Source organism: Pseudomonas sp. MF09150 (genome assembly GCF_059862355.1).
Genome location: NZ_JCBCUS010000003.1, coordinates 658,869 through 684,705 on the forward strand (window position 1 = coordinate 658,869; position 25,837 = coordinate 684,705).

Here is a 25,837-nt window from a genome sequence, read left to right on the forward strand (position 1 = left end):
TCGACACGGCAAACCGCCATCGAGTACCCAAAATTCCCGCCAATGATCACCGGAAAAGCCACGCCCTCTGGACAGAGGACGTCGTGCAGTTCGGCAAAGTTCCAAGCGCCGCAGCCGCCTGCCCCTTAGAGTTTGAGCAGCGGCTCCTGGAAGCGCAGCAAGCGCCCGGCGTTACCCAGCACCAGCAACGTGCTGAGGTTGTGCAGCACTGCCGCAATCATCGCCCCTGCCGCACCGAGCCAGCCGAACGCGGCAAAGGCGACAATGGCCAGGGTCCAGCCCAGGCCGATGATCACATTGACCTGCAAGGTCTGCCGGCACTGCCGGCTCAAGCGCACACAGGTGCCGAGGCGCCGCAGGTCGCTGCCGATCAGCACCACATCCGCCGAAGCCAGGGCGATATCGGCACCGCCCGCGCCCATGGCCACGCCGACCACGCCGGCCTTGAGTGCCAGGGAATCGTTGATCCCGTCCCCCACCACCATCGGCCGGAAGCCGCTGTCGATCTCTTGCAGCACCCGGTTGAGTTTGTCTTCGGGCAAGGCCTGGGCTTGCACATCGCGGATCCCCACCTCCAGCGCCAGGCTGTCGGCCACGCTCTGTCGGTCGCCGGTCAGCAGCAACTGGCGGCCCAGGCCCAACTCACGCAGTTCATCGAGGGCCGCGCGCGCTTCGGGTTTGACGCTGTCTGCCAGCAGCAGCCAGGCCAGAAACTCCCCATTCAAGGCCAGTCCGGCAATCGGCCCGTCATGGCCCGGCACCGGGGTGGTGCTGATGCCCAACTGCTCGAACAGCTCGGGGCGACCCAGGGCTGCTTCGCCTTCAAGGGTTTGCGCCACCACGCCCAGCCCCTGGCGCTCACGAATATCGCTCAGGGCCTGGAGCTGTTCCTGGCCCACCAACCCGGCCAAGGCGCGGCTTACCGGGTGGCTGCTGGCGGAACCGAGGCTGGCCGCCAGGCTGAGCCATGCGCCGTGGTCTGCCTGCGGGCTGTCGATGGACTGCAAGCGCAGGGTGCCGTAAGTAAGGGTCCCGGTCTTGTCCACCACCAGCGACGTCAGGTCGGCCAACTCCTCGAGGAAAGCCGAGCTGCGGATCAATATGCCGTGGCGGGCCGCCACCGCGATCCCGGCAATGGCCGTGGCCGGGGCCGACAGCACCAGCGCACAAGGGCAGGCCGCCACCAGCACCGCGAGCATGGCCTGCGCGTCGTTGGTGACAAACCAGGTCACCGCCGCCAGCAGCAACACCAGCACCATATAGCTGCCGGCATAACGCTCCAGCAGACGGGTGATGGGCGGCTTGGAACGTTCGGCGCTTTGCATCAGGGCGATGACCTTGCCCAGGGTCGACTCATTGCCGGTGCGGGTGACTTCCAGGCGCAACAAGCCATCGAGATTGATCGCCCCGCCAAATACCAAGGTGCCGACGCTGGCCTCCAGCGGCACCGACTCACCGGTAATCGGCGCGGTGTCCAGGCTCGCCTGCCCGGACAACACCAGGCCATCGGCCGGCACCCGGTCGCCGGCGCGCACCTCCACGATATCGCCGGCCTTGAGGATCGAGTTATCCACTTCGCGCACACTACCATCGGCCTGCACCAGGCGTGCATGACTGCGGGTCAGGCGCCCCAGGGCATGGATCGCTTCCTGGGAGCCGATGACACTGCGCTCTTCCAGCACATGGCCGAAGATCATGATGATCGGCAGCAGCGCCGCCGTCAGCAGGTCGCCGGTCGCCCAGGCACCGAGCATGGCCAAGGCGATCAGTTGATCGGTGATGCCGTGCAGGCTCGGGTAGCGCAGGCTGTACCAGGCCGAACGCATCACCGGCACCGCTACCAGCAACGAGGCCACACCCAGCAGCAATTGGCTGACACCCTCCTGCTCCGGCGCCAGCCAGCGCCAGGCCAGGCCCAGACCGAGCAAACCCAGGGCCAGCATGGCCAGGGTCAATTGCCGGGCGGCAGTGCGTTGTTCGACGGAAGTCAGCATGCTCGCGGGCGGAGCGGCATGAGTGTGTGCGGTCATTGTTCGGCTCCCTGAATGATCAGGCGGGAATCATCTTTAGGGTTGACCGTGGTCACCGAGGCGGCCTGGCCGAGAATCTTCGGCAGGCGCTCGCGGTAGATCCGCAGCAGCATCTCCGGGTCGGTGCCCTGCTGCTGGGCCACCGCCAGGCTCTGGATGGTCGCGGTGTCGGCCTGGGCCTTGGCCAGCCGTTCGCCGGCTTGGGCGTGGGCGACTTGCAACGCCCGGTCGGCCTGTTCGTTGGCACCCTGGGTGAGTTTTTCGGCGTCGGTGCGGGCATTGGCCACGGCTTTGTCAGCCTGCTGGCTGGCCGTCAGCACCGCATTGAAGGCGCTGACGGCGGGCCCGGGCAGGCTCGATTGCACATCGACCCGGGTCACTTCGATACCGATGCCCTGACCGGTGGCGGTCAACTCTGTCAGGCGCTGGTTGATGCCCTGCACCAGATCACCGCGCAATCGCTCGCGGCGTTCGGCGGCCAGGTTGTCGGCACCGATCAGTTCCGGCCGCGCGACCAGGATAGTGTCCAGGTCGCGGGCAGCGGTCAGGGCCACGGCGCTGCGGGTCACCAGCCGGTCGAGGGCCGGCAGCACGTGTTCGCCCTGCAAGACAAAGGCATAAGGCTCGTTGACCTTGTAGAACACCCGCACATCCAGTTGCACCACCCCGGCATCGCCGGTCAGCAGGTAACCGGACCCGGCCAGGGTATCGCTCAGGGGCGTGGCAAAACTGGCGACCCGGTCGCCTTGCAACGCCGCATCGGAGCGCAGCAGGCTGGTCACCCGACGCTCGATCACCCGATCGGCCGCTGGTAGCAATACCACCTGCTCAAAGGGACGCGGCCAGGCCAGGAGCAGCCCGGCATTTTGAATCCGTTCCAGAGCACCAAAGTGCACGACCACCGCGCGGTTTTGCGGATCGATTTGCCGCACGTTGGAAAACGCCCAGGCCACTGCCGCGAGGATGGTGACGCCGTACAGCGCCAGAAACGCCAGGCGGCCGGCCTGAATCCAGGGGCTGGCCAGTTCATTTGTTCCACGTGGAACCTTATCGCTCATGGCTGCGACCCGGGCGCTTTGTTGCCCAGGCTCGGCGGCCCATCCACCAACACCCGGAACGGCGCCGCATCGGTGCGCAAAATCAGCTTGGTTCCGGGGGTGACCACCGTGCCCAAGGTGTCCAGGGAGCGCAGCAGGTTGTACAGCTGGGGCGAACCGGCGTAGGCGCGGCCATAAATCTGCGCCGCTTCAACCCGCGACTGAGCTTCGATATCGGCCGCTTTCACTGTGGCGTCGGCCTGCACCATGCGCGCTTCGCGCTCGGCAGCGGAGCGAATCTGCGCCGCTTCGCGCTTGCCGATGGCGGTGCGTTCGGTGGCGATGGTTTCACGCTCGGCGCGCATGCGATCCACGGTGGCGGTCAGGGTCACCGAGGGCAAGGTCAGGCGTTCGACCCCGACCTGCAACACCCGCACGCCGTAGGTACTGAGCAATTGCTGCTCGATCTGCTTGCGCAACTGCGCCTCGAAGTCGGCGATCTGCACGTTGCTCGCGTCAGTGTTGATCAGGTTGGCCAGATCAAAACTGCTGGCGGTGGTCTCCAGTGCCGAGCCGACAAAGGTGCGAATCTGCCGCGCCGCCTCATCCGGCTGGTTTTGCACCGCGCGCATAAAGCGCTTCACGTTTTCCGGGTCACCTTGCACCTGCCACGCCACATAGGCCTGGACGATGATGCGCAAGCCATCGCGGGTGCCCACATCCTGCAAACCGCTGGAGGTGGTACGCAGCCGCAGGTCGACCGGAATCGCCGCCTCGAACGGTGCCGGCCAGCGCCACCCCAGGCCCGGGTCGAGCAACACCCGGGCCGGGTTGCCGAAGCGGGTGATCACCGTCGCCTCGCCGGAGCGCACTTGCACCAGGCTCGCGGCAGCCAGTGCAAACAGCACCAGCAACAGCGCCCAGCCCATGCGCCGCCAAGGGAAAGGCCCCGCCTCTGCCGGCTCGCCATGATGATGGTGGTGGTGGTGCCCGTGATGGTGACCGCCATGACTGTGAGCGTGACCGGGGTGATCGTCGTGATGCTCGTGGGTAGGGGAAGACTGGCTCACTGGGCGGCTCCTGGCTGAGCGGTTTTACGCGGCACCGAAAGCTCGGTCGGTAGAGTGAAAGGACGCAGGTCAATGGTCGGCGCGCTGTCGCCGCCCAGACGGTGATCGAGAATCAGCAACTTGGCGTGCGCCAGGCCCTGGGTCAGTTGGCTCAGGTACTGCTCCAGCACAAACGCCTGGCCGGCGCTGGCATAGGCCTTCTGCTCGGCAGTGAAACGCAGGTCGGCAGCCTGGGCCGCAGCCTGCACTTCATGGGCCGTGGCCTGGGCCTGATCGCGCACCACACTGGCTTGCAAATGAGCCTGGTTGGTCTGCTCACTGGCCGCACCCCGCTCCCGGGAAATCAGCGCCTGGGCGCCGATCTGCGCAGCCTGAACGCCGTGATAGGCATTGGCAGCGCCAGCCGGTGGATGAATGGCTTCGACCACGGTGGCGAGGATTTCCACCCCGCTGTCGAGCTGCGCCAGGTCGGCCTGCACCGCGCGCCCGATATCATCGGCCAGATTGCCGCGGTCTGCGCCCAGCAGGCCATCGAGGGTCCGCGAAGCAAAGTCATGGACCAGCACCCGGCTGGCCGTGCTGCGGATCAGGGTCGGCACATCGGCGCTGTTATAGGTGGCCGCGAGCGCTGACTTGTCGTCCAGGCCGATACGGTAGACAAACCGCACGTCCATGTTGACGATCTGGAAGCTCTGCTTGTCGCCACTGCCACTGGCAATCACCTGGGACTTGTCGTTGATGTGGCTCGCGTCCCACAGCCGGTTGGCGACCACGGGCGCCGGGCCTTCCGCCGGCTCGGCCTGGGCCGGTGGCGCGGCCTCGCCGACGCTGGTGGCCAACTCGTGCACCACGCCGTTTTCCACACTCAGCACCCGCCCCAGCGGCCAGGGCAGCCCGGCATGCAGGCCAGGCCCGAACACCGCCACCGGTTTGCCGAAACGCTCATAAATGCCGCGATTGTGGAGGGATATTTCATGAATGCCGGTCAATAGCCAACCCACAGCGGCCACCACCAACGCCACCGGCAGCAACGCCCGACGCATATAGGTAAAGGCCCAGATCTGCCGCAGGTCGATGCCAAAGCGGTTGTGCAGCTCGTGTTGCAGGGCTCGCAGCGGTTGCGGTGGCCAGCGCAGCATATCGGCGACCACGCTGTGGGCCAGCAGCCGGGGCTCCAGGCGCGCGCGATGGGGGCTGAACAGGGACAACAGCGCCCGCAGCAGCAGTTCAACCGCCACCAACCCAGGCAACGCGCCCAGCAGCACCGCCAGACGCACCGGCCAGACAGCGGATTCGCCGGCAAACAACAGGCACAGCGCGCCCAGCATCAGGCAGATGATTGCCACCCGCGCCAGCTGCGCCAAGGCCCCGGCCTCCGGCCATTCGGCGGAGTGTTCCTGGGCCAGTTGCCGCTCGAATACCAGCAGGGCGAACGCCAGCAACAAGGCCAGCACCGCGCCCACACTGGCGGACACACCGAGGGCCGCGCCTGGCAACTCCAGGTTCCAGAACTGCTTGATGGCCCACAGCGCCAACAAGGCGCCGGCCGCCAGCCACAAGGTCGGCGCGCCGATCTGCGATAACAGCCCGCGACCACGCCGGCCCACGCCTTCGAGCAAACGCTCGTAGGCGGCAGGGGCTGCCGCGTCAAGAGGAGTGGTCTGTTGAACAATCAGGGGCGGTGCGTTTTCCATCGCCTCGGCACGCCAATGCGCCACCCACCAGGCCGATTGCAGGCCGCAGACCAGCACCGTCAGTGCCGCCGCCAGGTTCATCAGCAGCACCGGCCAGATCGACTGCGTTGCAAACAGCACCACAAACAACGCCAGCACCATCGCACTCGCTGCGACTGCGGTCAGGCCACCCCCCCAGCGTTTCAAGCGGCGAGCGTGAAACCCCGCGCGCTGAAACCGTGGCAAGGCCTGGACGCCCTCCCCTTCAGCATCAAGATCGACTTGCATACCACCCCAACAGGTACAGTTGTTCAAACCGGGCCTGTGGATAATTTCCAGGCCGCTGAAATCGAAACAATTGGTTACGATATAACAATAGTAGTGAAATTTTTGTCACGCCCTATGCCTTTTCGTCTGTGCGGTGCGTCAAAAAATCACTAGGCAACCCGGGGCCTCAAGGGAAGTACTGATGTCGGCGCCCCGGGATTTATGGCAATAATCCAACCCGGCTTCCCCAGCGTGACAAGGAACTGTCCCACCATGCTCTCGATTTATCAGCTCAAACCGCGCTTTCAGAACCTGCTGCGGCCTCTGGTACAGCGTCTTTACGACAACGGCACCACCGCCAACCAGATCACCGTGCTGGCCGCGCTGGTCTCGGTGCTGGTGGGCGTGGTGATCGCCTGTTTCGCCAGCCACCTGTGGCTGTTCGCCCTGATTCCCCTGTGGATGATCCTGCGCATGGCGTTGAACGCCATCGACGGCATGCTGGCCCGGGAGTTCGGCCAGCAATCGCGCCTCGGCGCCTACCTCAATGAACTGTGCGACATCGTTGCCGATTGCGCGCTGATCCTGCCGTTTGCGGTGATCCCCGGCGTCAGCCTGCTGCTGGTGCTGGCGGTCACGCTGTTGGCGCTGTTCAGCGAATACGCCGGCGTGCTCGGGCCGATGGTCGGCGCCACCCGGCGTTACGACGGGCCAATGGGCAAAAGCGATCGGGCGTTCATCCTCGGCGTCATGGCCACCGGCATTGCCCTGGGCTGGCTCGCCGCCGCCTGGATCAACGGCGTCCTGGCGATCGTCGCCGCACTGCTGCTTTACACCCTTGTGAACCGGGTCCGCCAGGGCCTTAAAGAAGTGCAGAACAACGCTCCCTCAGCATAAGGAAATTGCAATGCGCGATGCTCAACACCAGACGTTCACTACCCACGATGGCGTAGAACTGTTTTACCGGCACTGGCCAGCCACTGCCGCCACACCCGGCGAGCCGCGCCAGGCCGTGCTGTTGTTCCACCGCGGTCACGAACACTCCGGACGCATCGCCCACCTGGTGGACGAACTGGACCTGCCCGGCTTCGACTTCTTCGCCTGGGACGCCCGTGGCCATGGCCAGTCCCCGGGTGCACGGGGCGACAGCCCGAGTTTCGCCACCAGCGCGCGAGACGTGCAGACCTTTTGCGACCACTTGAACGCCACCTACCAGATCGACGAAGAGAACATCGCGGTCGTCGCCCAGAGTGTCGGCGCGGTCATCGTCTCGACCTGGGTCCACGACTACGCGCCACGCATCCGTTCCCTGGTGCTCGCGTCGCCGGCGTTCAAGGTCAAGCTCTACGTGCCCTTTGCCCGCAGCGGCCTGGCCCTGATGCGCAAGTTTCGCGGCAATTTCTTCGTCAACAGCTACGTCAAGGCGCGCTTTCTCAGCCATGACCCGGAACGCGTCGCGTCCTATGACAGCGACCCGCTGATCACCAAGGCGATTTCGGTCAACGTCTTGCTCGGCCTGTATGAGGCTGCCGATCGCGTGGTGGCCGACGCCCAGGCAATCCAGGTGCCGACCCAACTGCTGATTTCCGGCGCCGACTTCGTGGTGCACCGCAAACCCCAGGAGCAGTTCTTCGAGCGCCTGGGCAGTCTGCACAAGGAAAAACACATCCTGCCGGGCTTCTTCCACGACACCCTGGGCGAGAAGAACCGCGCCCCTGCGGTCGCCAGCGCACGACGCTTTATCCTGCAGACGTTCGCCCAGCCCCTGGACCGCCCTTCCCTGCTCGATGCCGATCGCCTGGGCGCTACCTGTGCCGAATCCGAATCCCTGGCCGCGCCGCTGCCGCACAACTCGCCCCGTGACCTGTACTGGCGCATGACCCGCGCCAGCATGCGCCTGGGCAGCCAGCTGTCGGCCGGGGTCAAGCTGGGCTTCGACACCGGTTTCGATTCCGGCAGCACCCTGGACTATGTGTACCGCAACAAACCCACCGGCACGTCGGCCCTGGGCCGCATGATCGACCAGAACTACCTCAACTCCATCGGCTGGCGCGGCATCCGCCAACGCAAGCTGAACGTCGAGGAACTGCTGCGCCTGGCCATGGGCAAGCTGCGCGAACAGAACAGCGAAGTGCGCATCGTCGACATCGCCGCCGGTCACGGGCGTTACATTCTCGAAGCCCTGCAAGGGGTCAGCCCGCTGCCGGAATCGATCCTGCTGCGCGACTACAGCGACATCAACGTGCGCGACGGCAGTGCGCTGATCGGCGAGAAAGGCCTGGGCCAGATCGCCCGCTTCGTCAAAGGCGATGCCTTCGACCGTGCCGACCTCGCGGCACTCGACCCGAAACCGACCCTGGCGGTGGTCTCGGGCCTGTACGAGCTGTTCGCTGACAACCAGATGGTCGGCGGTTCGCTGTCCGGCCTGGCCGAGGCCGTGGAACCCGGCGGTTACCTGGTGTACACCGGGCAGCCGTGGCACCCGCAGCTGGAACTGATCGCCCGCGCCCTGACCAGCCACCGCCAGGGCCAGGCCTGGGTCATGCGCCGCCGGACCCAGGCGGAGATGGACCAACTGGTGGAAGCCGCCGGTTTCCGCAAAGTGACCATGCGCGTCGATGAGTGGGGCATTTTCAGCGTGTCCCTGGCCCAACGGATGCAATGATGACCCACGCCGCAACGCCGGGCCGCGAGCCCGGCTTGCTGAAACCCGCGGTGCTCTGGTTGTTGCTGCTGGCACCGCTGTTTTTCAGCACCTACGGTTTCGCCACCTGGTATACCTCCCAGCGTGACGATGTCGGCAGCCTGGTGTTCGGCTGGGAAAGCCATATGCCGTTCTGGGCCTGGACCATCGTGCCCTACTGGTCCATCGACCTGCTGTACGGCCTGTCCCTGTTGCTGCCCGATAGCCGCGAAGAACTCAAGCGCCACGCCCTGCGCCTGCTGACGGCGCAGTTGATCGCGGTCAGTTGCTTCCTGCTCTGGCCGTTGAGCTTCACCTTTGCCCGGCCGGAGCTGGACGGGGTGTTTGGCTGGATGTTCGAGGTCCTGGCCGGGTTCGACAAACCGTTCAACCAGGCACCGTCGCTGCATATCGCCCTGCTGGTGATCCTCTGGGTCTGCTATCAACGGCATAGCCAAGGGATGTGGCGCTGGCTAGTACACGGCTGGTTCGCGCTGATCGGGGTCTCGGTACTCACCACTTATCAACACCACTTTGTCGACTTGCCCACAGGCGCCCTGGCCGGCTGGCTGTGCGTCTGGCTCTGGCCCCTGGACCGACCCAGCCCGCTGCTGCGCCTCAAGCCCGCCCAGGACCCCAAGCGCTGGCAACTGGCCGTGCGCTACGGGATTGCCGCGGCGCTGCTGGGCTACCCCGCCCTGACCCTGGGCGGCACCTGGCTGTGGCTGGTGTGGCCGGCTGTGGCCTTGCTGCTGGTGGCCCTGAACTACGCCCTGATTGGCGCCGAAGGCTTCCAAAAACGCGCGGACGGGCGCTTGACCCCCGCCGCGCGCTGGCTGCTGGCGCCTTACCTGGCGGCGGCCTGGATCAATTCTCGGCTGTGGACGCGCAAGCATCCACAGCCGGACCAGGTTGTGGATAACGTCTGGCTGGGGCGGATTCCGACCCCGGCCGAGCTGCGGGACAGTCCATTCAGCGCGGTGGTCGACCTGTGCGCCGAGCTGTCCCTGGATGCCCGGCACCTGGCCTACCGCTCGATCCCTGTACTCGACCTGACCGCGCCCAGCCCCGAACAGTGCCTGTCCGCCGCACAGGCCATCGAGAGCCTGCGCCAGCACGGACCGCTGCTGGTGTGCTGCGCCCTGGGTTACTCCCGCAGCGCCACCGCCATCGCCGCCTGGCTGCTGCACACCGGGCGCGCGGCCAACGTCGATGCCGCTATCGTGCAGATTCAGCGCGCGCGGCCGCAGATCGTCCTGCACCCGGCGCACCGTCAGGCCCTGGAGCAGTTATCCACAGTCGCGGGTGCGGTTTATGGCCACTGACATGCAATTGCACGCGGTGGCCAGCCTGTTGCGCCGCGGGCGCAGCCTGGATCAGTTATCCACAGGGCTGAGCCTGTTCGGTGTCGCCCTGGGGCTCAGCCCCTGGTGGCTGGCAACTTTCAATCCATGGCTGCTGTGTTTCGGGGTGACCCTGTTGGTGGTGGGCCTGCTGGAAAAATACTGGGCGCTGCGCGTGGCCTTCGATGCCGATCTGTTTCAACGGGTCGCCGACGATCCACAGCCACTGGCCGAGCGTACCCAGGCGCTGGACCTGGCCCTCAGCGCGCTGGGCCTGCAACCCGCCGCACGCGCTGGCCGGCCCTGGCCCGAACGTACCCGTGGTGCCCTGGGGCTGTTGCGCCGCCAGGCTCTGCTGCTCGCTGTACAAGTTTTGCTGACATTGGGCTTCATCCTGGCCAGCCCCTGGCTGGCCTTTGCCGGATAAGGAATTCTCATGTTCGAACCCGTGGTCTCCACCCTCATCACCTCTGCCGCGCGCAGCATCACCGGGGCCCGCAGCCTGTGGCTCGGCTGCGCGCCGGAAGCGACCCAGCGCATCTACTTCGCCAACCACAGCAGCCACGGCGATTTCGTGCTGCTCTGGGCCTCGTTGCCGCCGGCCCTGCGCAAATTGACGCGCCCGGTGGCCGGCTCCGACTACTGGCACAAGAGCACCCTGCGCCGCTACATCATCAACCGCGTGTTCAACGGCGTGCTGATCGACCGCGAGCGCAAAGAGCCTGTGGATAACCCCTTGCAGCCCATGCTCGATGCCCTGGAGAACGGTGATTCGCTGATCATCTTCCCCGAAGGCACGCGTAACCTCGAAGACGGCCTGCTGCCGTTCAAGAGCGGGATCTACCACCTGGCAAAAAGTTACCCACAGGCGCAATTGATTCCGGTGTGGATCGCCAACCTGAACCGGGTCATGCCCAAGGGCCGGTTCCTGCCGCTGCCGCTGTTATGCACCACCAGTTTCGGCGCCCCGCTGAACCTTGAAGAAGGTGAAAGCAAAGAGCACTTCCTTGAACGCAGCCGCGAAGCGCTGCTGGCCCTGGCCCCGGAGCATTCCTGACATGGATAAGCAAACCCTGATGTTGTTCGGCGGCATCGGTGCCATTTTGGTGCTGGCCTCGCTGATCGGTTTCATCCTCAAGCTGCGCACCCGCGGCACGCCCAACTCGGTGATCGACAACCTCAACGCGCGGATCAACGCCTGGTGGGTGATGGTGGTGGTGATCGGCCTGGCCTTCTGGCTCGGCACCAGCGCGGTGATCCTGCTGTTCTACGCGGTGTCGTTCTACGCCCTGCGTGAATTCCTGACCCTGACCCCGACCCGGCGCAGCGACTACCCGGCGCTGGTGGCGGCGTTCTACCTGGCGCTGCCCCTGCAATACCTGCTGATCTACTCAGACTGGTACGGGCTGTTTTCGATCTTTATCCCGGTCTACGTGTTCCTCCTGCTGCCGATCCTGGCGTCCCTGGGCGGCGACACCACGCACTTCCTGGAGCGCGCCTCCAAGGTCCAGTGGGGCTTGATGATCGCAGTGTTCTGCGTGTCGTTCGTACCGGCCCTGCTGACCCTCGATATCGCCGGCTATGAGGGCCGCAACCTGCTGCTGATCGCCTACCTGGTGATCGTCGTGCAGCTGTCGGACGTGCTGCAGTACGTCTGTGGAAAACTCTTCGGCAAACGCAAGATCGCGCCCAACCTGTCACCGTCCAAGACGGTGGAAGGCTTTGTCGGCGGCATCCTGCTGGCCTCGCTGATCGGCGGCGCGCTGTTCTGGATCACCCCGTTCAACATCTGGCAGTCGTTCCTGATCGCCCTCCTGATCAACCTGCTGGGCTTCGCCGGTGGCATCGTCATGTCGGCCATCAAGCGCGACCGTGGGGTCAAGGACTGGGGGCACATGATCGAAGGCCACGGCGGCATGCTCGATCGCCTGGATTCGGTGTGTTTCGCCGCGCCGATCTTCTTCCACCTGGTGCGCTACTGGTGGACCTGAGGTAACGACGCGCTATCGCTCGGGCGGGGGCATCGACCTCCCCCGAGCAATCTCCCTCCTGCTCCCCCCGCCTTCCTTCCTCGAAACCCGGCCCTTGACCGGCAGGCTTTCGAGGTCTCATATTACGACCGTAATTTTTTATTCGGCCATCCTTCAACGGTCTTCCTTTCCCATCCCTTGTGCAGGAGTAACGCCATGAGTACCTACGACGTCGTGATTCTGGGCGGCGGCCCCGGTGGCTACAACGCGGCCATCCGTGCCGGCCAGTTGGGGCTGAAAGCCGCCTGCGTCGAAGGCCGCGCCACCCTCGGCGGCACCTGCCTGAACGTGGGCTGCATGCCGTCCAAGGCGTTGCTGCATGCCTCGGAACTGTACGACGCGGCCATGGGCCAGGAATTCGCCAACCTGGGCATCGAGGTCAAGCCGACCCTCAACCTGGCGCAGATGATGAAACAGAAGGACGAAAGCGTGGCCGGCCTGACCAAGGGCATCGAGTTTCTGTTTCGCAAGAACAAGGTCGACTGGATCAAGGGCTGGGGCCATATCGACGGGCCGGGCAAGGTCACGGTGACCGACAACCAGGGCGCCAAGACCTCATTGCAGGCCAAGGACATTGTGATCGCCACCGGCTCCGAGCCGACGCCCTTGCCCGGGGTGGAGATCGACAATAAACGCATCCTCGATTCCACCGGTGCCCTGTCCCTGGGCGAAGTGCCCAAGCACCTGGTGGTGATCGGAGCCGGGGTCATCGGCCTGGAGCTGGGCTCGGTCTGGCGCCGCCTGGGGGCCGAGGTCACCGTGGTCGAGTACCTGGACCGGATCTGCCCCGGGGTCGACGGCGAAGCCGGCAAGACCCTGCAGCGCGCCCTGGGCAAACAGGGCATCACCTTCAAGCTCGGGGCCAAGGTCACCCGCGCCACCACCTCGGCCAACGGCGTGCAGTTGAGCGTCGAACCGGCGGCCGGCGGCAGCGCTGAGCTGATCGAGGCCGACTACGTGCTGGTGGCCATCGGGCGCCGGCCTTACACCCAGGGCCTGGGCCTGGAAAACCTCGGCTTGAGCACCGACTCGCGGGGCATGCTGGCCAACGAACGCCACCGTACGGCGGCTGCCGGGGTCTGGGTGATCGGTGACGTGACCTCCGGACCGATGCTCGCCCACAAGGCCGAGGACGAAGCCATGGCCTGCATCGAGCAGATCGTCGGCAAGGCCGCCGAGGTCAATTACGCGCTGATCCCCAACGTCATCTACACCCGGCCGGAACTGGCTAGCGTCGGCAAGACCGAGGAGCAGCTCAAGGCCGAAGGCCGGGCCTACAAGGTCGGCAAGTTCCCGTTCAGCGCCAACAGCCGGGCCAAGATCAACCATGAGACCGAAGGCTTCGCCAAGGTACTGGCCGACGAGCACACCGATCAGATCCTCGGGGTGCACCTGGTGGGCCCCAGCGTCAGTGAAATGATCGGCGAGTACTGCGTGGCCATGGAGTTCTCGGCCTCGGCCGAAGACATCGCCCTCACCTGCCACCCCCACCCCACCCGCTCCGAAGCCCTGCGCCAGGCGGCAATGGATGTGGAAGGGGCAGCAACGCAGTTCTAAGCTGCAAGCCTCAAACGTGTAGCTTGCCGCTGAGGGGGGCTTAGGCTCTCCTGCGCCAGAGCAGGTAGCCGGCGCCCAGCACCAGCAAACCGGCGCCCAGCAGCACACCGGTCTTGTGGGCCCGCAGTGTGGAATACAGCCCGTCCAGCCACTGGGTCAGGTAGCGTTTATTGGCGGTGTCGAAATTCGGCTCTTCACAGTTCATGCCGAAGTTGCCGGCCCATTCCACATAGGGGCCGTGTTCCACATAACGCTGGTAGTAGTCGATCTCGACATCGCTGCCCCGGGTCCAGCGCGCCGCCTTGCACAGCACCGCGGCGAAGGCCTGGCTGCTGTGAGGCAGGAAATCGGCGGCGGTGTTGGCCAAGGCTCCCGCCACATAGCGGTAGTGATAACGCACGTCGGGCTCGGCCTGGCTGGCCTGCTGGCGTTCGACTTCCGCCGCACTGACAAAGGGCCCGGCCGTGGTCGCGGGGATCTCCAGGCTGTAGTCCCCCCACAGGGTGCGGTAGTCCGGCCCCATCTCATACCCGAGGATCTCCATCCCCGACTTGCGCGCCAATTGCCCGGCCCGGTAGTAGGCTTCGGCACGGCCGGTGGGCAGCCAGGCCGATTCCGCCTGGCGCCGGTAATCGCCATAGGCCTTGGCAGTGGCCTGCAACTCGGGGCTGTCGAAGTAGCCCGGCGCTTCGGCGTAGCGGCCTTCGCGCAACAACCTGCGGCCGAGCAGCTCACGCAGCTGCGCGGCAATCGGCAGGGTCTGGTAGTAGCCCTGTTCCTGCTTCGGCGTCGGCGGTGGCGCCGGGACCTGGGTGTCGACGAACTGCTTGAGTTCATCCACGGTCAGCACGCGCTCGGCCACGGTGGCCGCGTCCTGCCAGTAGATGTCGTCGCTGTGATACAGCTGCTCGAACGCCTGCAGGTAATCGCCACGCTCCAGCGCCAGCACCGCACTTTCACCCTCGACCCGGCAGCCGGGCCTGAGGGTTTCGTAGTTGCCGTCCTCGCCGGTGCGCTCACCCCAGCTTTCGCCCTGGGGGAAGGCCTTGGCCGCCTTGGCATAGGCGCTGGCCGCCGCGGCCTTGTCATCGTCGCGCAGCGCCAGCTTGGCCCGCAGCCACCAGGCCAGGCCGCCATCGCCGGCCCGTTCGAGCAGCAGCTTGGTGGTGGCGTAGTCGCCGATCTGATAATTCAGCGCCGCCAGGCGGTCGGCGTTGTCCAGGCTGCCGCTGGCCGAATGGCTGAGCAGCTTGATCATTTTCTGATCAGACTCCGAGCGCTGAGTGGGTTCGCCAGTCATGCGACTGATCAGGCTCGCCGCCAGCAAACGCGGGACGGCGGGGTGACTGAACAAGGCCTGCAACTGCTCTTCAGGCAGTGCCGCGAGCTCGCCCGCCAGCTCACGCAGGGAGCTGGTGCCGATCGACGAACCCAGGCGACTCTGGCTGGCATACAGCTCGATGGCCTGCTGCCAGTCGCCGGCCATTTTCGCCACGCGGGCTTCTTCGCCCAAACTGGCGATGCCCAGTTCCAACGGGTCGCCAAAGCCGTCGATGCTCAATTGCCGCGCTTGCTGAAAGGCCTGCCGGGCCTGCTGCATCAATGCCTGACGGCCCTGTTCGTCGAGATCGCCAGCCTCCTGGCCCATGGTGTACAACGCCCGCCCCAGGGAATAGGCCGCCCAGGTACTGCGCAGTGCGCGCTGCGGCGCCGGCAAGGCCAGCACCTGGCGGAAATACTCCGCCGCCTGGGCGTTGTCGCCGGCCTTGAAGGCCACGGCCCCGGCCAGGTACAGGTTGATTTCCAGCGGCAGGCTGGCGCCCTGTTGCTGCGCCTGATGCGGGTCCTGCAGTTGGCGCAACTGGGCCACCAGCGTGCGCTGGGCGTCAGTCAGGCCGTCCTGCTCGGCTTTGTCCCGCTGCTCCTGGTACGGCTGCTCGCCACCGTCGTAATAGGGCGACAGCGAAGCCTCGGTCGCCGGCTTGAGCCCGGCAATTACCTGCCCCAGGCGGCTGACCTCGAACTGAAAGCTGCCCTCGGGCAACACGGCCAGGGTCTGCGCCCGGTCACCCAGCAGGCGCGCCGGGAAAAACGGCCCGCAGGCCAACGCCGAGGTCAGCGGCAGGCACAGGCTCAGGCACAACAGGTGACGGGGTTTAGGGACGAACATGGGACGCTCCTTGATCAATTCTTGAACAACGCGCCCAGCCCAGGGCTCGCGCGCTTCCTGCCTGCAAACGGCCTTCACTGCGCCGGGTGAACAGCAACTGCCCGGGGCGTTGTTGCACCCCGTAACCGGCCAGGGCGTCGCTGGCCTGGCAGCCTTCCACCACCAGGCTGACCTGCTCGGGCAAGGGGCTGTCGAGATTGCCCGTGTTGCCCAGGCGAATATCAAACAGACCGTCTTTTTCGCTGAATGTCAGCTGCCACCGGCTGATCAGTTCATCACCACGGGCCACAGCGCCCAGGGTTTCGACACTCCAGGCCCGCCGATCGCCCTGGAGCGGCAGGCGAAACCAGATCAGCCCCGCCAGATGGGGCAGCCGATCCCCGCGCAATTCACGAGCCAGCTTGGCCAGTTGCACCGGGTCGGCCATCAGCTCACGGCGCTGGCCAAGGCCTGGCACCGGCACTTCGCTTTCAATCACCGGCGCCCCGCCATCACTGGGCAGCAGGGCCACGCCGTAGGCCGGCAAGGCCAGGTAGAACGGTTTGTCGCTGACCTTGGCCCAGCGCTCGGCCCATTGCCGGGCCTGCTGTGGATCGAACAGGCCGTGCCGCGGATCGCTGACGGCATGCACCTGCAACACGCTGCTGTCGACCGTGGCCAGCAGCGCCGGCAACTCGCGACTGCCCAGCCACGACGGCAAGGCGGTGATGCTGAGCTTGAGGGAGGCCGGCAATACGCCGCGCAATTGAGTGAGGAACCCGGCATAGGCCGGCAGCCGCGCACTGCCGGCGTCGTGGTCGATCTCCACCCCGACCGGGGTCAAGCCCTGGGCCTGCCAGTCGGCGAGCAATTGCAGGATCTGCGCGCTGACCTCGGCCTGATCCAGACTCTTGAGCTGGCCATCGAGGCGAATCACCGCAATCAGCGGGCGCCCGTCGGCCTTGAGCAGCGGTGCATCGATGCGTGCGCGGCTCCAGCCGGCACCGGGGAAGGCCTGCAGCGCCAGCACGCGCAAGGTGGAAAAGTCGGCGCGGGTCCGGGCCAGTGCATCGCCATGGGCCGGGGTCCATTGGCGTTGCCAGATATAGAGCTGCTGGTCGAGCGCGGTCGTGTCCCTGGGCTCGCAGCCGCCGAGCAACAGGGCGAACAGCAACACACAAAGGCGGACGCAGACGGAAGCGGACATGAATCGCGGGTATCCCTTGACGCAAAAAGGGCCGGTTCAAGGCCCTGTTTTCAGATCCGCCAGCCTACGCAGGCCCAGGCTTGGGAGCAATGCGCGCCGGGTATTTTTAGACGCTCCGGTCAAACCGAGGGCGCCGGGAAATGCCCGCGCAAACCCAGGGCCGCCGGGCGTCGTACCAGGTGCTCGACCTGCAGTTGCCAGACTCGCTCGGCCCCCGGCAAGGCCTCGACCTGCGGGCCCTCAAGGATGATCTGCGTACGGCCGCTGAGTTGCAGCAGATCGCCCCGGGCAAAGTCGATAAACAGCAAGCCGGCGCGGGGATTGAGCAGCAGGTTACCCAGGGTGTTGAAGAAACGGTTGCCCGAGTAATCCGGAATCGTCAGGCAATTACCCTCGACCCTGACGAACCCGGGCGGCCCGCCACGATGGGAAACATCCACCGAACGGCCCTCGGGCTGGTCCAGGTAACTGGCGACAAACAGCGTATCGGCGGCGCTGATCAGGGCCGTCGCGGCCGCGTCCAACTGTTCCAGCCGTTGCACCGCAGGCATGGCCGAGGTGATGGCTGGCGCCTGCTCGAACTCGCGGCGCTGGATGTATTGCGGGCAATTGCCGAACGCCTGCTGCACTGCAACGCTGAAACCGTCTGCGGCGTAAGCCTGGAGCCGGCCATTGAGCCGGTTCCGGCGCCGCGTGTGCAGCTCGATCCCGAGCAGGCCGATGGCGGCGCCCGCAGCCAGCTGCGCCGGGTCTTCGGGCGCTGGCAACCGCTCAATGCGCAACAGGTCCGGCGCCGGGCTATGGGCGAAGCCGGGCGGCCCTTCAAGGAGGCTCGCCCAAGGGTTGCCCGCAGCATCCACCGCGCCAAACAGCAGGAAAGGCAACTGCTGATAGAACTGGCGGTGCTGATCGGGCATTGCCTGGCGGATCACCTTGCTGCCAAGCGCTTGCATGCGCTCGACCACCCCCATGTGCGCCTGCAACTGTTGTTCACCGGCGTGCCAGGGCGATTGTGGGTTCATGACGATGGCTCCCTTGTGCCCGAGGCACAGTCAACAGGGGCGCCAGCCGGGCTGGGCCCTCAATGGTTTACGCGGTGTACAGGCCGGCCACGGTCCGCGGCATCGGGACAAAACCGGGCCAGGCTTCGATGCGCGCCAGCCAGGCGCGGACCTGGGGGTAATCGGCCAGGGACACGTTGCCTTCCGGGGCGTGGGCGATATAGCTGTAGCACGCCACATCGGCGATGGTTGGCTCGGCACCTGCCAGGTAAGGCTGCGGCGCCAGTTCCTGATCGAGCACCTTGAGCAGCGCGTGAGAACGGGCAATCACTTGCGGGGCATCGCCCGGCGCGCCAAACACCGTAATCAGGCGTGCCGTGGCCGGGCCCGAGGCCAACGGCCCCGCCGCCACCGACAGCCAACGCTGAACCCGTGCCGCGCCTACCGGGTCACTTGGCAGCCAGCGGCCCTGGCCATAGCGCTGCGCCAGGTACACCAGAATCGCGTTGGAGTCGGCCAGGATCACCCCCTGGTCATCAATCACCGGCACCTGGCCGAATGAATTCAATGCCAGGAACGCCGGCTGTTTGTGTGCCCCCTGGGTCAGGTCGACCAACAGGGTCTCGACCGGCAGGTGCAGCAACGACAGCATCAACTCGACGCGGTGCGCGTGGCCAGAACGGGGGAAGTTGTAAAACTTGATCGGGGACTGGGACACAGGAACTCCGCAAGGTAACGGCGGCTCACGGGAGCCGCACTGACGGGAGCCATTTTCCACCCTGTGTGAAAACTGCAGAATCACTAGAAAACACAATCCATTATTTCATTGGCTGCAATAAAACCTGATAGCTAGCGGCTCAACGCGGGGTGCTCGCGCAGCCCCTGTACCGCCAGATCGACAAAACTGCGCACCCGCGCCGGCGCCTTGCGCCCGCCCTGATACACCACATGAATCGGCAAGGGCGCCAGCTCGAAGGCCTGCAAGACGATTTCCAGTTCGCCAGCCGCCACTCTGCTCCCCACCTGGTACGACAGCACCCGGGTCAGGCCCAGCCCCAGGCACGCCGCGCTGATCGCCGCCTGGTTGGCGGAAACCAGCAGCCGTGGCTCCAGGCGAATACTCAGTGCGGTGCCGCCCTGCTCAAACTGCCAATGACGCGACTGGCCGACCGCAGACGGGGCAATGATCGGCGCCTGACGCAAATCCTCCGGGTGCTGGGGCCGACCATAGGCCGACAGAAAGGCCGGCGAGGCACACACCACCCGGCGCACTTCGCCAACCCGGATCGCATGCTGGCCGCTGTCCGGCAGCTCGCCGATGCGCACCGCGACGTCGATGCCCTCGTCGACCATGCTCGCCACCCGATCCACCAGCAACGCGTTGATGCTGACCTCGGGAAACTGGCGCAGGTAATCGACCACCAGCGGCGTGACAAACAAATCGCCAAACAACACCGGCGCGGTGATCGTCAGTTGCCCACGGGGCTGGGCATGCACCCCGGCGGCCGAGGCTTCGGCGTCCTGCAATTCGCCAAGGATTCGCCGGCAGTCTTCCAGGAAACGCTGGCCGGCATCGGTCACGTGCACGCTGCGGGTGGTGCGGGTCAGCAGCAGGCTGCCAATGCGCTGTTCGAGTGCCGCCACCGCGCGGGTCACACTGGCCGCCGACAGGTTCAAGCGCCGGGCCGCCGCCGCAAATCCCTGCTCTTGGGCAACGCAGACGAACACCTGCATTTCCTGGAATCTATCCATGGATCAACCTCGGCGGCGGTGGTTGTTCTAGCGAATGCACCAGGTGGTGACGTCATGCTTGTCGAACGCCACGCAGCCGTTGTTCTTGGCGATCAACCGATAAGGCGCATCCGGCGTGTAGGAGAAATAGAAATAGTGCTGTCGGTCTTCGCCGTACAGCCAATAGGACGACGACCCCTGGTTGGTCACCGTGGGTTCGAAGGTCCAGATCGACGACTCGGCCGGGATGAAGTTGGAGCGCTCCAGCAGCAACAGCAGACCGTTGGACAGTACCGGCGTCAGGGCCCCCAGCAACAAGAGCGAGGCCGCGCCGACCAGGATCAATGGATACAGCAGGCGCGACCTGGGCATTTAACGAGCTGACGCCGCGACATTGGCCCGCGCCGTGTGCAGCTTCTTGTAGCTGTCGATCAGCCGCAGGTGCCGGTCGAGCCCTTCCAGCTTCATGCTGGTCGGTGTCAGGCCGTAGAAACGCACGCTGGAATTGACCGAACCGATCGCGGCGTCCATCCGCTCATTGCCGAACATGCGGCGGAAATTGACCTCGTAGTCTTCCAGCTCCAGGTCTTCGTCCAGTTCCATTTCCAGCACCGCGTTCACGGCCTGGTAGAACAGCCCGCGCTCGACCGTGTTGTCGTTGTACTGGAGGAAGGTTTCGACCGCCTCCTTGGCTTCTTCAAATTGCTGCAGGGCCAGGTAAATCAGCAGCTTCAGCTCAAGGATGGTCAACTGGCCCCAGGCCGTGTTGTCGTCGAACTCGATGCCGATCAAGGTGGTGATATCGGTGTAGTCGTCCAGCTCACTTTCCACCAGACGCTCGACCAGGTCTTTCAGAGCCTCCTCATCCAGGCGATGCAGGTTGAGGATATCGGCGCGGAAGAACAGCGCTTTGTTGGTGTTATCCCAAATCAGATCGTCCACCGGATAAATTTCCGAGTAGTCCGGCACCAGGATGCGACAGGCCGGGGCGCCGAGATGCTCGTACACCGCCATGTAGGCTTCTTTACCCATGCCTTCGAGAATGCCGAACAGCGTCGCGGCCTCTTCGGCGTTGGCGTTCTCACCCTGGCTGGTGAAGTCCCACTCCACAAACTCGTAGTCCGACTTGGAGCTGAAGAAACGCCACGACACCACGCCGCTGGAGTCGATAAAGTGCTCGACGAAGTTGTTCGGCTCAGTGACCGCATGGCCTTCGAAAGTCGGCTGGGGCAAATCGTTGAGGCCTTCAAAACTGCGGCCTTGCAGCAGTTCAGTGAGGCTGCGCTCCAGCGCCACTTCCAGGCTTGGGTGGGCGCCAAACGAAGCGAATACACCGCCGGTGCGCGGGTTCATCAAGGTTACGCACATCACCGGAAACTCACCGCCCAGGGACGCGTCCTTCACCAGCACCGGGAAACCCTGGGCTTCCAGACCCTGAATCCCCGCCAGGATCCCAGGGTATTTGGCCAGCACTTCCTGGGGCACATCCGGCAGCGCGAATTCACCTTCGATGATTTCGCGTTTCACCGCACGCTCGAAGATCTCCGACAGGCACTGCACCTGGGCTTCGGCCAGCGTGTTGCCGGCACTCATGCCGTTGCTGAGGAACAGGTTTTCGATCAGGTTCGATGGGAAATACACCACCTCGCCATCGGACTGACGCACAAAGGGCAGCGAAACGATGCCGCGCTCTTCGTTGCCGGAGTTGGTGTCGTACAAATGCGAACCGCGCAACTCGCCATCGCGGTTGTAGATCTTCAGGCAATACGCATCGAGAATGCCGGCCGGCAGTTCATCTTTACGGCCGGGCTTGAACCAGCGCTCATCCGGGTAATGCACAAACGCCGCGTTGGCGATGTCCTCGCCCCAGAACTGATCGTTGTAGAAGAAGTTGCAGTTGAGGCGCTCGATAAACTCGCCCAGGGCCGACGCCAGCGCACCTTCCTTGGTCGCACCCTTGCCGTTGGTGAAACACATCGGCGAATGCGCATCGCGGATATGCAGCGACCACACATTGGGCACGATATTGCGCCACGAGGCGATCTCGATCTTCATCCCCAGGCCCGCCAGAATGGCCGACATATTGGCGATGGTCTGCTCCAGCGGCAGGTCCTTGCCCACAATGTAGGTGCCTGCATCGCTGGCCGCATTGGGCATCAACAACGCCTGGGCATCGGCATCCAGGTTTTCCACTTCCTCAATCACAAACTCCGGCCCGGCCTGCACCACCTTCTTCACCGTGCAACGGTCGATGGAGCGCAGGATGCCCTGACGGTCTTTGTCGGAAATATCAGCCGGCAACTCAACCTGGATCTTGAAAATCTGGTTGTAGCGATTTTCCGGGTCAACAATGTTGTTCTGCGACAGGCGGATATTCTCGGTAGGAATACTGCGAGTGTCGCAATACAACTTCACGAAATAGGCCGCACACAGCGCCGACGAAGCCAGAAAGTAATCGAATGGACCCGGTGCCGAGCCATCGCCCTTATAGCGAATAGGCTGATCGGCCACTACCGTGAAGTCATCGAACTTGGCTTCAAGTCGAAGGTTGTCGAGAAAGTTGACCTTGATTTCCATGGGGGATTACCAGAATAACGAGCCACAAATTTGGCCGGTATTATCCGGTTTTTCGGTCGGAAGTCTTGTGCTTTTCCGTGAGGGCTGCTGGCCGGCCCTGTGCAGCAGGGCTACGGGCGATCAATAGACCGCGTTATTTTCAACCCGGCCTTATATCGGCTGAAAAGCCGCAGCCATGTTGCTTATACCCAGTAGTTACGGGCGAATAATGCCCAGCCGAGATTAATACAATTGCCAATTAAGCAAGATATCGCCGCCAAGTTAGCGGTGCATAACTCTTGTCGATGTTTTTATGCGATCAACTAGCTGGACGTAGAATTTTTCAGCCAATGCATATCAAGAGAAAGGGCTGTCCTGTACCCAGCCAAAAAAATCGCCACGCTGTTTCCCGTGGGAAGAGAAACCGACGTGGCGGTGTTTATTTACGCTCAGTGACCAGACGCTGAATCCTCGAACGCCCCCCAAGCTATTCGGCATTACTCGCGTTATGTCTTAACATAGCCGGTTGCCGAAAGAACCGTCATGGCCATAGCCATGAAGGGCTTTCATCCTTTGCAATAAGTGTGGTGAAGATGAACAAGCCTTTCATTTCTTTGTGCCCTGAAATTACTCGGGCGCACGCCCTGACGCTGATGGATTGGTTGGAGGACGAACGCGTTACCTGCTATCTGAGCGATTCGCGTCATGTCTCGCGCTCCATCGAGCAAGCCATCGATCGGACTCAATCGCCGATCCTGACCCATCTATTCAACCAGGGCGGCCGATTCTTCATGGCCTATGACCGGCATGACGCACCGGTGGGCTTTGTCCGTCTGATCAAGACCGACTCAAATTGCGAGATAGTCCTGGTCATCGGAGACAGCGACAAATGGGGCCGCAACCTTGGCGCCCGTACGATCCGCGAAGGCATGAAACTGGCCTTCCTCGACATGCGGGCCAAGAAGCTCATCGCCAAGATCCACCCGGACAACGCGCGCTCGCTGAAAGCCTTTTTGCGCAGCGGCTTTGTGCTTGAGAGCGAAACGCCGACATTGAAGTCATTTTCCATGACGGCGGGGCGCTATCGCCAGTTCTTGCGCGAAGGTGCTGCTGGCGACTCCACCAGGATCTACATCACTGAAATCGACAAGGCCAGGCTCGAAAGTCTAATCGTGCTCGAGCAAGGCCCGGCCGTTGTTGAACTCGAACATGAGCTTGAGCGAGCCATTGTGGTCAAGCCACAGCAGGTGGCGCGCAATGTCGTCACGATGAACTCCAGGACCTTGCTGCAGCTGGACGACGAAGAGATGGAAGTGGCCTTGGTCTACCCTGAAGACGCGGACAGCAACGCAGGGAAGCATTCCGTGTATTCCGATATCGGCGCCGCCATCCTGGGCTATCAGGAGGGGGACGCCATCGACTGGCGAATTTCAGATCGGACCCGTCGGATTGAGATCAGGAAAGTGCTTTACCAGCCGGAGGCTGCGGGCGATTTCCACCTTTAACTGCGCCCTTTGCTCAGTGTTGGACCATCAGGCGCGAGGTGGTTGCGAAAGGCAGGAGGCGGTAGGACAGACCTAGCCGGCTCCTGCGACACTTTTAAGCCTCTCAATCCACGCTGGGTACCAACAACATAGTTTGACACAACCCATCGCGTAAATCGGGGTCTGTAGGATGATTCGCGATAAAGACAACAGCAACATAGATTGACACAGATGGGCTGCGCTTCAAATACAGGGCCGGGCTGCTCCCAACATAGTGTGACACCAACAACTGAAGTAAGCGGTCAGGAGGGGAGCAGCATAATCTGCGGTCTTCAGCACAAGCTCAGTGCGATGTCTAAATCTGTGCGCAACCTACGGCCGGCTCCCATAAGCACATAAACCGTATTTTTCGTCTCAAACAAGCAGTTGTGAGTGAAGGAAACCCCCAACGTTGATCTGACCCAATCACCAGGCGCAAAACGACCTTTTCTATCTTGGATAACCGTCAATGCGTAAACCAAGGCAGGGATAAGCCCTCTATCGGTGATGGCTATTCGTTGACGTGTTGTAACTTCGAGATCCAAGATTACCCAATCAGCAACAAGGCAATATGCACGGGAAGGAAAATGCAGACCTGCGAATGTCACTGCATCTAAATCGGGGAGTGGGCACCCGTTTATGTTTTCGCCTGCGGAAAGCAGCGAGGTAAACGCCGCCAAATTCATTCATCCCTCCAGCCGGTCGGTAAACTGACTCGAACGTGAATCATCCATAAGCATAGCTCTCAGCGAACAGCCTGGTACCGATGGCGACGAATAGTAGCCAGGTCGCCTCACACCTGGTTTCTCAACTCTCCCTTTATCTCACTGAACGGGATGATTTCTATTGGCGGCGTCACAGCACAAATCGGTTTACGCCAATAATCCACGCTATGCCATTGGCCGTGCTTGAACCCAACCTCTGGGTAGGTGCCGATGTGGGTGAACCCGAGTGCTTCATGGATACCTATACTTCCTGCGTTGGGTAAGGCAATGCCGGCATAGGCTGCATGAATCCCCTGTTTCTCTAGAACTGGTAGAAGCTGCTGATAAAGCGCACGACCAACCCCTTTTCGGTGCACAGCCGGATCAACATACACGGTGACATCCGCCGACCATCGATAGGCTTCTCTCGCTCGATGCTCGCTTGCGTAAGCGTATCCAACGACGTTGCCCTCCACCTCGGCTACCAGATAGGGATGCGGCGGTAGTGTTGCGGTTATTCTTGATGCCATCTCATCAACAGTCGGTGGTATCAGCTCGAACGAGATGACTGAGTTCAAACCATTGGAGCATAGATAATCTGGATGGCAGGGGCATCAGATGGTGTAGCAACCCTCACTTTGTAATTCATGTCTTTCCTTACTGCCCCTTTAAAAAATCGCGTTTGAAAGGCTGAACCACCTTAAGGCCTAGCCCTTCAGGATGTCGCGATAGGAACGTGAACTACGCCTTGAGCGGGCTTACCGCATCCACGAACCGTAGAGAGCATCGTTCAGTGAATTGTGAGCTTTTGCTCATGGGGACTAGGCTGCGGGATATCCACGACAACGTCTTTAGCACCGAGAACCTTCGCCAGGAACAGCGCCGTTAACCCACCGAAAAACTGCGCGATGATGAACAGCGCTACGTCTGACATCCGTATCCCCGAGAATGTATTGGTGAACACGCGAGCAATCGTCACCGCCGGATTCGCACTTAAAAACCAGTCGGACCCTACGCATGCGCTTCAAGTTTAAATCATGCCGCCCGTCAGGAGACACATGCGAAGATTCGTTGTAAATAGGAGCCACTCATCGGTGGGTATGTGCCGCAGAAATATTTTTTTGAAAAAAAATACAGACATTACAGAATTGTAATTCTTCAATCATCTCCCTGTTATCTTCAAATTGCAACGATACAAGTCGGCGACGATACGAAAGCGCAACGCGCTTTCCGTAAACAATAATTCCAGCCGAAGAACTTACTAGTTCTGCCAAAC

20 protein-coding genes and 2 pseudogenes are annotated in these 25,837 nt (G+C 63.2%); 8 read left to right on the forward strand and 14 right to left on the reverse strand.

Translation table 11 applies throughout. The annotated features are described in order from the left end of the window. Positions 1-125: 125 nt before the first annotated feature. Genes AC19YX_RS15940 through hflK (AC19YX_RS15955) form a run of 4 tightly spaced genes read right to left on the reverse strand, consistent with a single transcriptional unit; the run spans position 126 to position 6,098 of the window. On the reverse strand, positions 126-2,030 hold the full coding sequence (locus AC19YX_RS15940; protein ID WP_500606580.1) for a cation-translocating P-type ATPase: 1,905 nt from the start codon (positions 2,028-2,030) through the stop codon (positions 126-128). After that, positions 2,027-3,088, reverse strand: a complete 1,062-nt coding sequence (gene hflK, locus AC19YX_RS15945; protein ID WP_201128664.1) for a protease modulator HflK — start codon at positions 3,086-3,088, stop codon at positions 2,027-2,029. The genes AC19YX_RS15940 and hflK (AC19YX_RS15945) overlap by 4 nt, the downstream gene beginning before the upstream one ends. Next, the gene (gene hflC / locus AC19YX_RS15950; RefSeq protein ID WP_500606581.1) at positions 3,085-4,137 is read right to left on the reverse strand and encodes a protease modulator HflC; all 1,053 of its coding nucleotides are present in this window, start codon (positions 4,135-4,137) and stop codon (positions 3,085-3,087) included. Before hflC ends, hflK (AC19YX_RS15945) begins: the two co-directional genes overlap by 4 nt. Next, positions 4,134-6,098: a protease modulator HflK gene (gene hflK / locus AC19YX_RS15955; protein WP_500606582.1), complete on the reverse strand. Its 1,965-nt coding sequence runs from the start codon at positions 6,096-6,098 to the stop codon at positions 4,134-4,136. The genes hflC and hflK (AC19YX_RS15955) overlap by 4 nt, the downstream gene beginning before the upstream one ends. A 252-nt stretch (positions 6,099-6,350) precedes the next feature. Here hflK (AC19YX_RS15955) and AC19YX_RS15960 point away from each other — a divergent pair, with 252 nt between their 5' ends. The 7 genes from AC19YX_RS15960 to lpdA all read left to right on the forward strand — a co-directional run bounded on the left by AC19YX_RS15960 (position 6,351) and on the right by lpdA (position 13,690). Then, positions 6,351-6,974, forward strand: a complete 624-nt coding sequence (locus tag AC19YX_RS15960) for a CDP-alcohol phosphatidyltransferase family protein (RefSeq protein ID WP_500606583.1) — start codon at positions 6,351-6,353, stop codon at positions 6,972-6,974. 10 nt (positions 6,975-6,984) lie between these two features. Further along, positions 6,985-8,742, forward strand: a complete 1,758-nt coding sequence (locus tag AC19YX_RS15965; protein WP_500606584.1) for a bifunctional alpha/beta hydrolase/class I SAM-dependent methyltransferase — start codon at positions 6,985-6,987, stop codon at positions 8,740-8,742. Then, positions 8,742-10,085: a phosphatase PAP2/dual specificity phosphatase family protein gene (locus tag AC19YX_RS15970; protein ID WP_500606585.1), complete on the forward strand. Its 1,344-nt coding sequence runs from the start codon at positions 8,742-8,744 to the stop codon at positions 10,083-10,085. The genes AC19YX_RS15965 and AC19YX_RS15970 overlap by 1 nt, the downstream gene beginning before the upstream one ends. Then, positions 10,075-10,530 carry a hypothetical protein gene (locus AC19YX_RS15975; protein WP_500606586.1) on the forward strand — a complete coding sequence of 152 codons (456 nt, stop codon included), beginning with the start codon at positions 10,075-10,077 and terminating at the stop codon, positions 10,528-10,530. The genes AC19YX_RS15970 and AC19YX_RS15975 overlap by 11 nt, the downstream gene beginning before the upstream one ends. 9 nt (positions 10,531-10,539) lie before the next feature. Continuing rightward, entirely contained in the window at positions 10,540-11,160 is a 621-nt protein-coding gene (locus tag AC19YX_RS15980; RefSeq protein ID WP_020294909.1) for a lysophospholipid acyltransferase family protein, read from the forward strand. A gap of 1 nt (position 11,161) precedes the next feature. Beyond that, a complete protein-coding gene (locus AC19YX_RS15985) occupies positions 11,162-12,094 on the forward strand; it encodes a phosphatidate cytidylyltransferase (protein WP_020294910.1) in 933 nt (310 codons plus the stop codon). A 195-nt stretch (positions 12,095-12,289) separates the two neighbouring features. Next, entirely contained in the window at positions 12,290-13,690 is a 1,401-nt protein-coding gene (gene lpdA / locus AC19YX_RS15990; protein ID WP_500606587.1) for a dihydrolipoyl dehydrogenase, read from the forward strand. Between the two features lie 40 nt (positions 13,691-13,730). On the opposite strand, the gene AC19YX_RS15995 is transcribed toward lpdA, so the two are convergent. From AC19YX_RS15995 to AC19YX_RS16025, 7 genes and pseudogenes are all read right to left on the reverse strand, one after another. Continuing rightward, positions 13,731-15,860 (reverse strand): hypothetical protein, encoded by a 2,130-nt coding sequence (locus AC19YX_RS15995; protein WP_500606588.1) that lies wholly within the window; start codon positions 15,858-15,860, stop codon positions 13,731-13,733. Next, positions 15,847-17,046 carry a DUF3142 domain-containing protein gene (locus tag AC19YX_RS16000; RefSeq protein WP_500606589.1) on the reverse strand — a complete coding sequence of 400 codons (1,200 nt, stop codon included), beginning with the start codon at positions 17,044-17,046 and terminating at the stop codon, positions 15,847-15,849. Before AC19YX_RS16000 ends, AC19YX_RS15995 begins: the two co-directional genes overlap by 14 nt. A gap of 125 nt (positions 17,047-17,171) precedes the next feature. Continuing rightward, positions 17,172-18,068 (reverse strand): annotated as a pseudogene (locus tag AC19YX_RS16005) (pyridoxamine 5'-phosphate oxidase family protein); the annotation flags it as partial. A 67-nt stretch (positions 18,069-18,135) separates the two neighbouring features. Continuing rightward, positions 18,136-18,765 (reverse strand): glutathione S-transferase family protein, encoded by a 630-nt coding sequence (locus AC19YX_RS16010; RefSeq protein WP_500606590.1) that lies wholly within the window; start codon positions 18,763-18,765, stop codon positions 18,136-18,138. Between the two features lie 131 nt (positions 18,766-18,896). Next, positions 18,897-19,799 carry a LysR family transcriptional regulator gene (locus AC19YX_RS16015; RefSeq protein ID WP_500606591.1) on the reverse strand — a complete coding sequence of 301 codons (903 nt, stop codon included), beginning with the start codon at positions 19,797-19,799 and terminating at the stop codon, positions 18,897-18,899. Between the two features lie 27 nt (positions 19,800-19,826). Then, positions 19,827-20,150, reverse strand: a complete 324-nt coding sequence (locus AC19YX_RS16020; RefSeq protein WP_421548158.1) for a hypothetical protein — start codon at positions 20,148-20,150, stop codon at positions 19,827-19,829. Beyond that, on the reverse strand, positions 20,151-22,355 hold the full coding sequence (locus AC19YX_RS16025) for an OsmC domain/YcaO domain-containing protein (protein WP_078470346.1): 2,205 nt from the start codon (positions 22,353-22,355) through the stop codon (positions 20,151-20,153). It abuts the gene before it with no gap. Between the two features lie 572 nt (positions 22,356-22,927). Here AC19YX_RS16025 and AC19YX_RS16030 point away from each other — a divergent pair. Further along, positions 22,928-23,839, forward strand: a complete 912-nt coding sequence (locus AC19YX_RS16030; RefSeq protein WP_500606592.1) for a bifunctional GNAT family N-acetyltransferase/nucleoside diphosphate kinase regulator — start codon at positions 22,928-22,930, stop codon at positions 23,837-23,839. Between the two features lie 311 nt (positions 23,840-24,150). Here AC19YX_RS16030 and AC19YX_RS16035 read toward each other — a convergent pair whose 3' ends face one another. The 3 genes and pseudogenes from AC19YX_RS16035 to AC19YX_RS16045 all read right to left on the reverse strand — a co-directional run bounded on the left by AC19YX_RS16035 (position 24,151) and on the right by AC19YX_RS16045 (position 25,540). Next, positions 24,151-24,543 carry a DUF6957 family protein gene (locus tag AC19YX_RS16035; protein WP_140396033.1) on the reverse strand — a complete coding sequence of 131 codons (393 nt, stop codon included), beginning with the start codon at positions 24,541-24,543 and terminating at the stop codon, positions 24,151-24,153. 107 nt (positions 24,544-24,650) lie between these two features. Continuing rightward, positions 24,651-25,210, reverse strand: a pseudogene (locus AC19YX_RS16040) (arsinothricin resistance N-acetyltransferase ArsN1 family B). A gap of 141 nt (positions 25,211-25,351) precedes the next feature. Beyond that, on the reverse strand, positions 25,352-25,540 hold the full coding sequence (locus AC19YX_RS16045) for a hypothetical protein (protein ID WP_225136885.1): 189 nt from the start codon (positions 25,538-25,540) through the stop codon (positions 25,352-25,354). Positions 25,541-25,837: the final 297 nt, after the last annotated feature.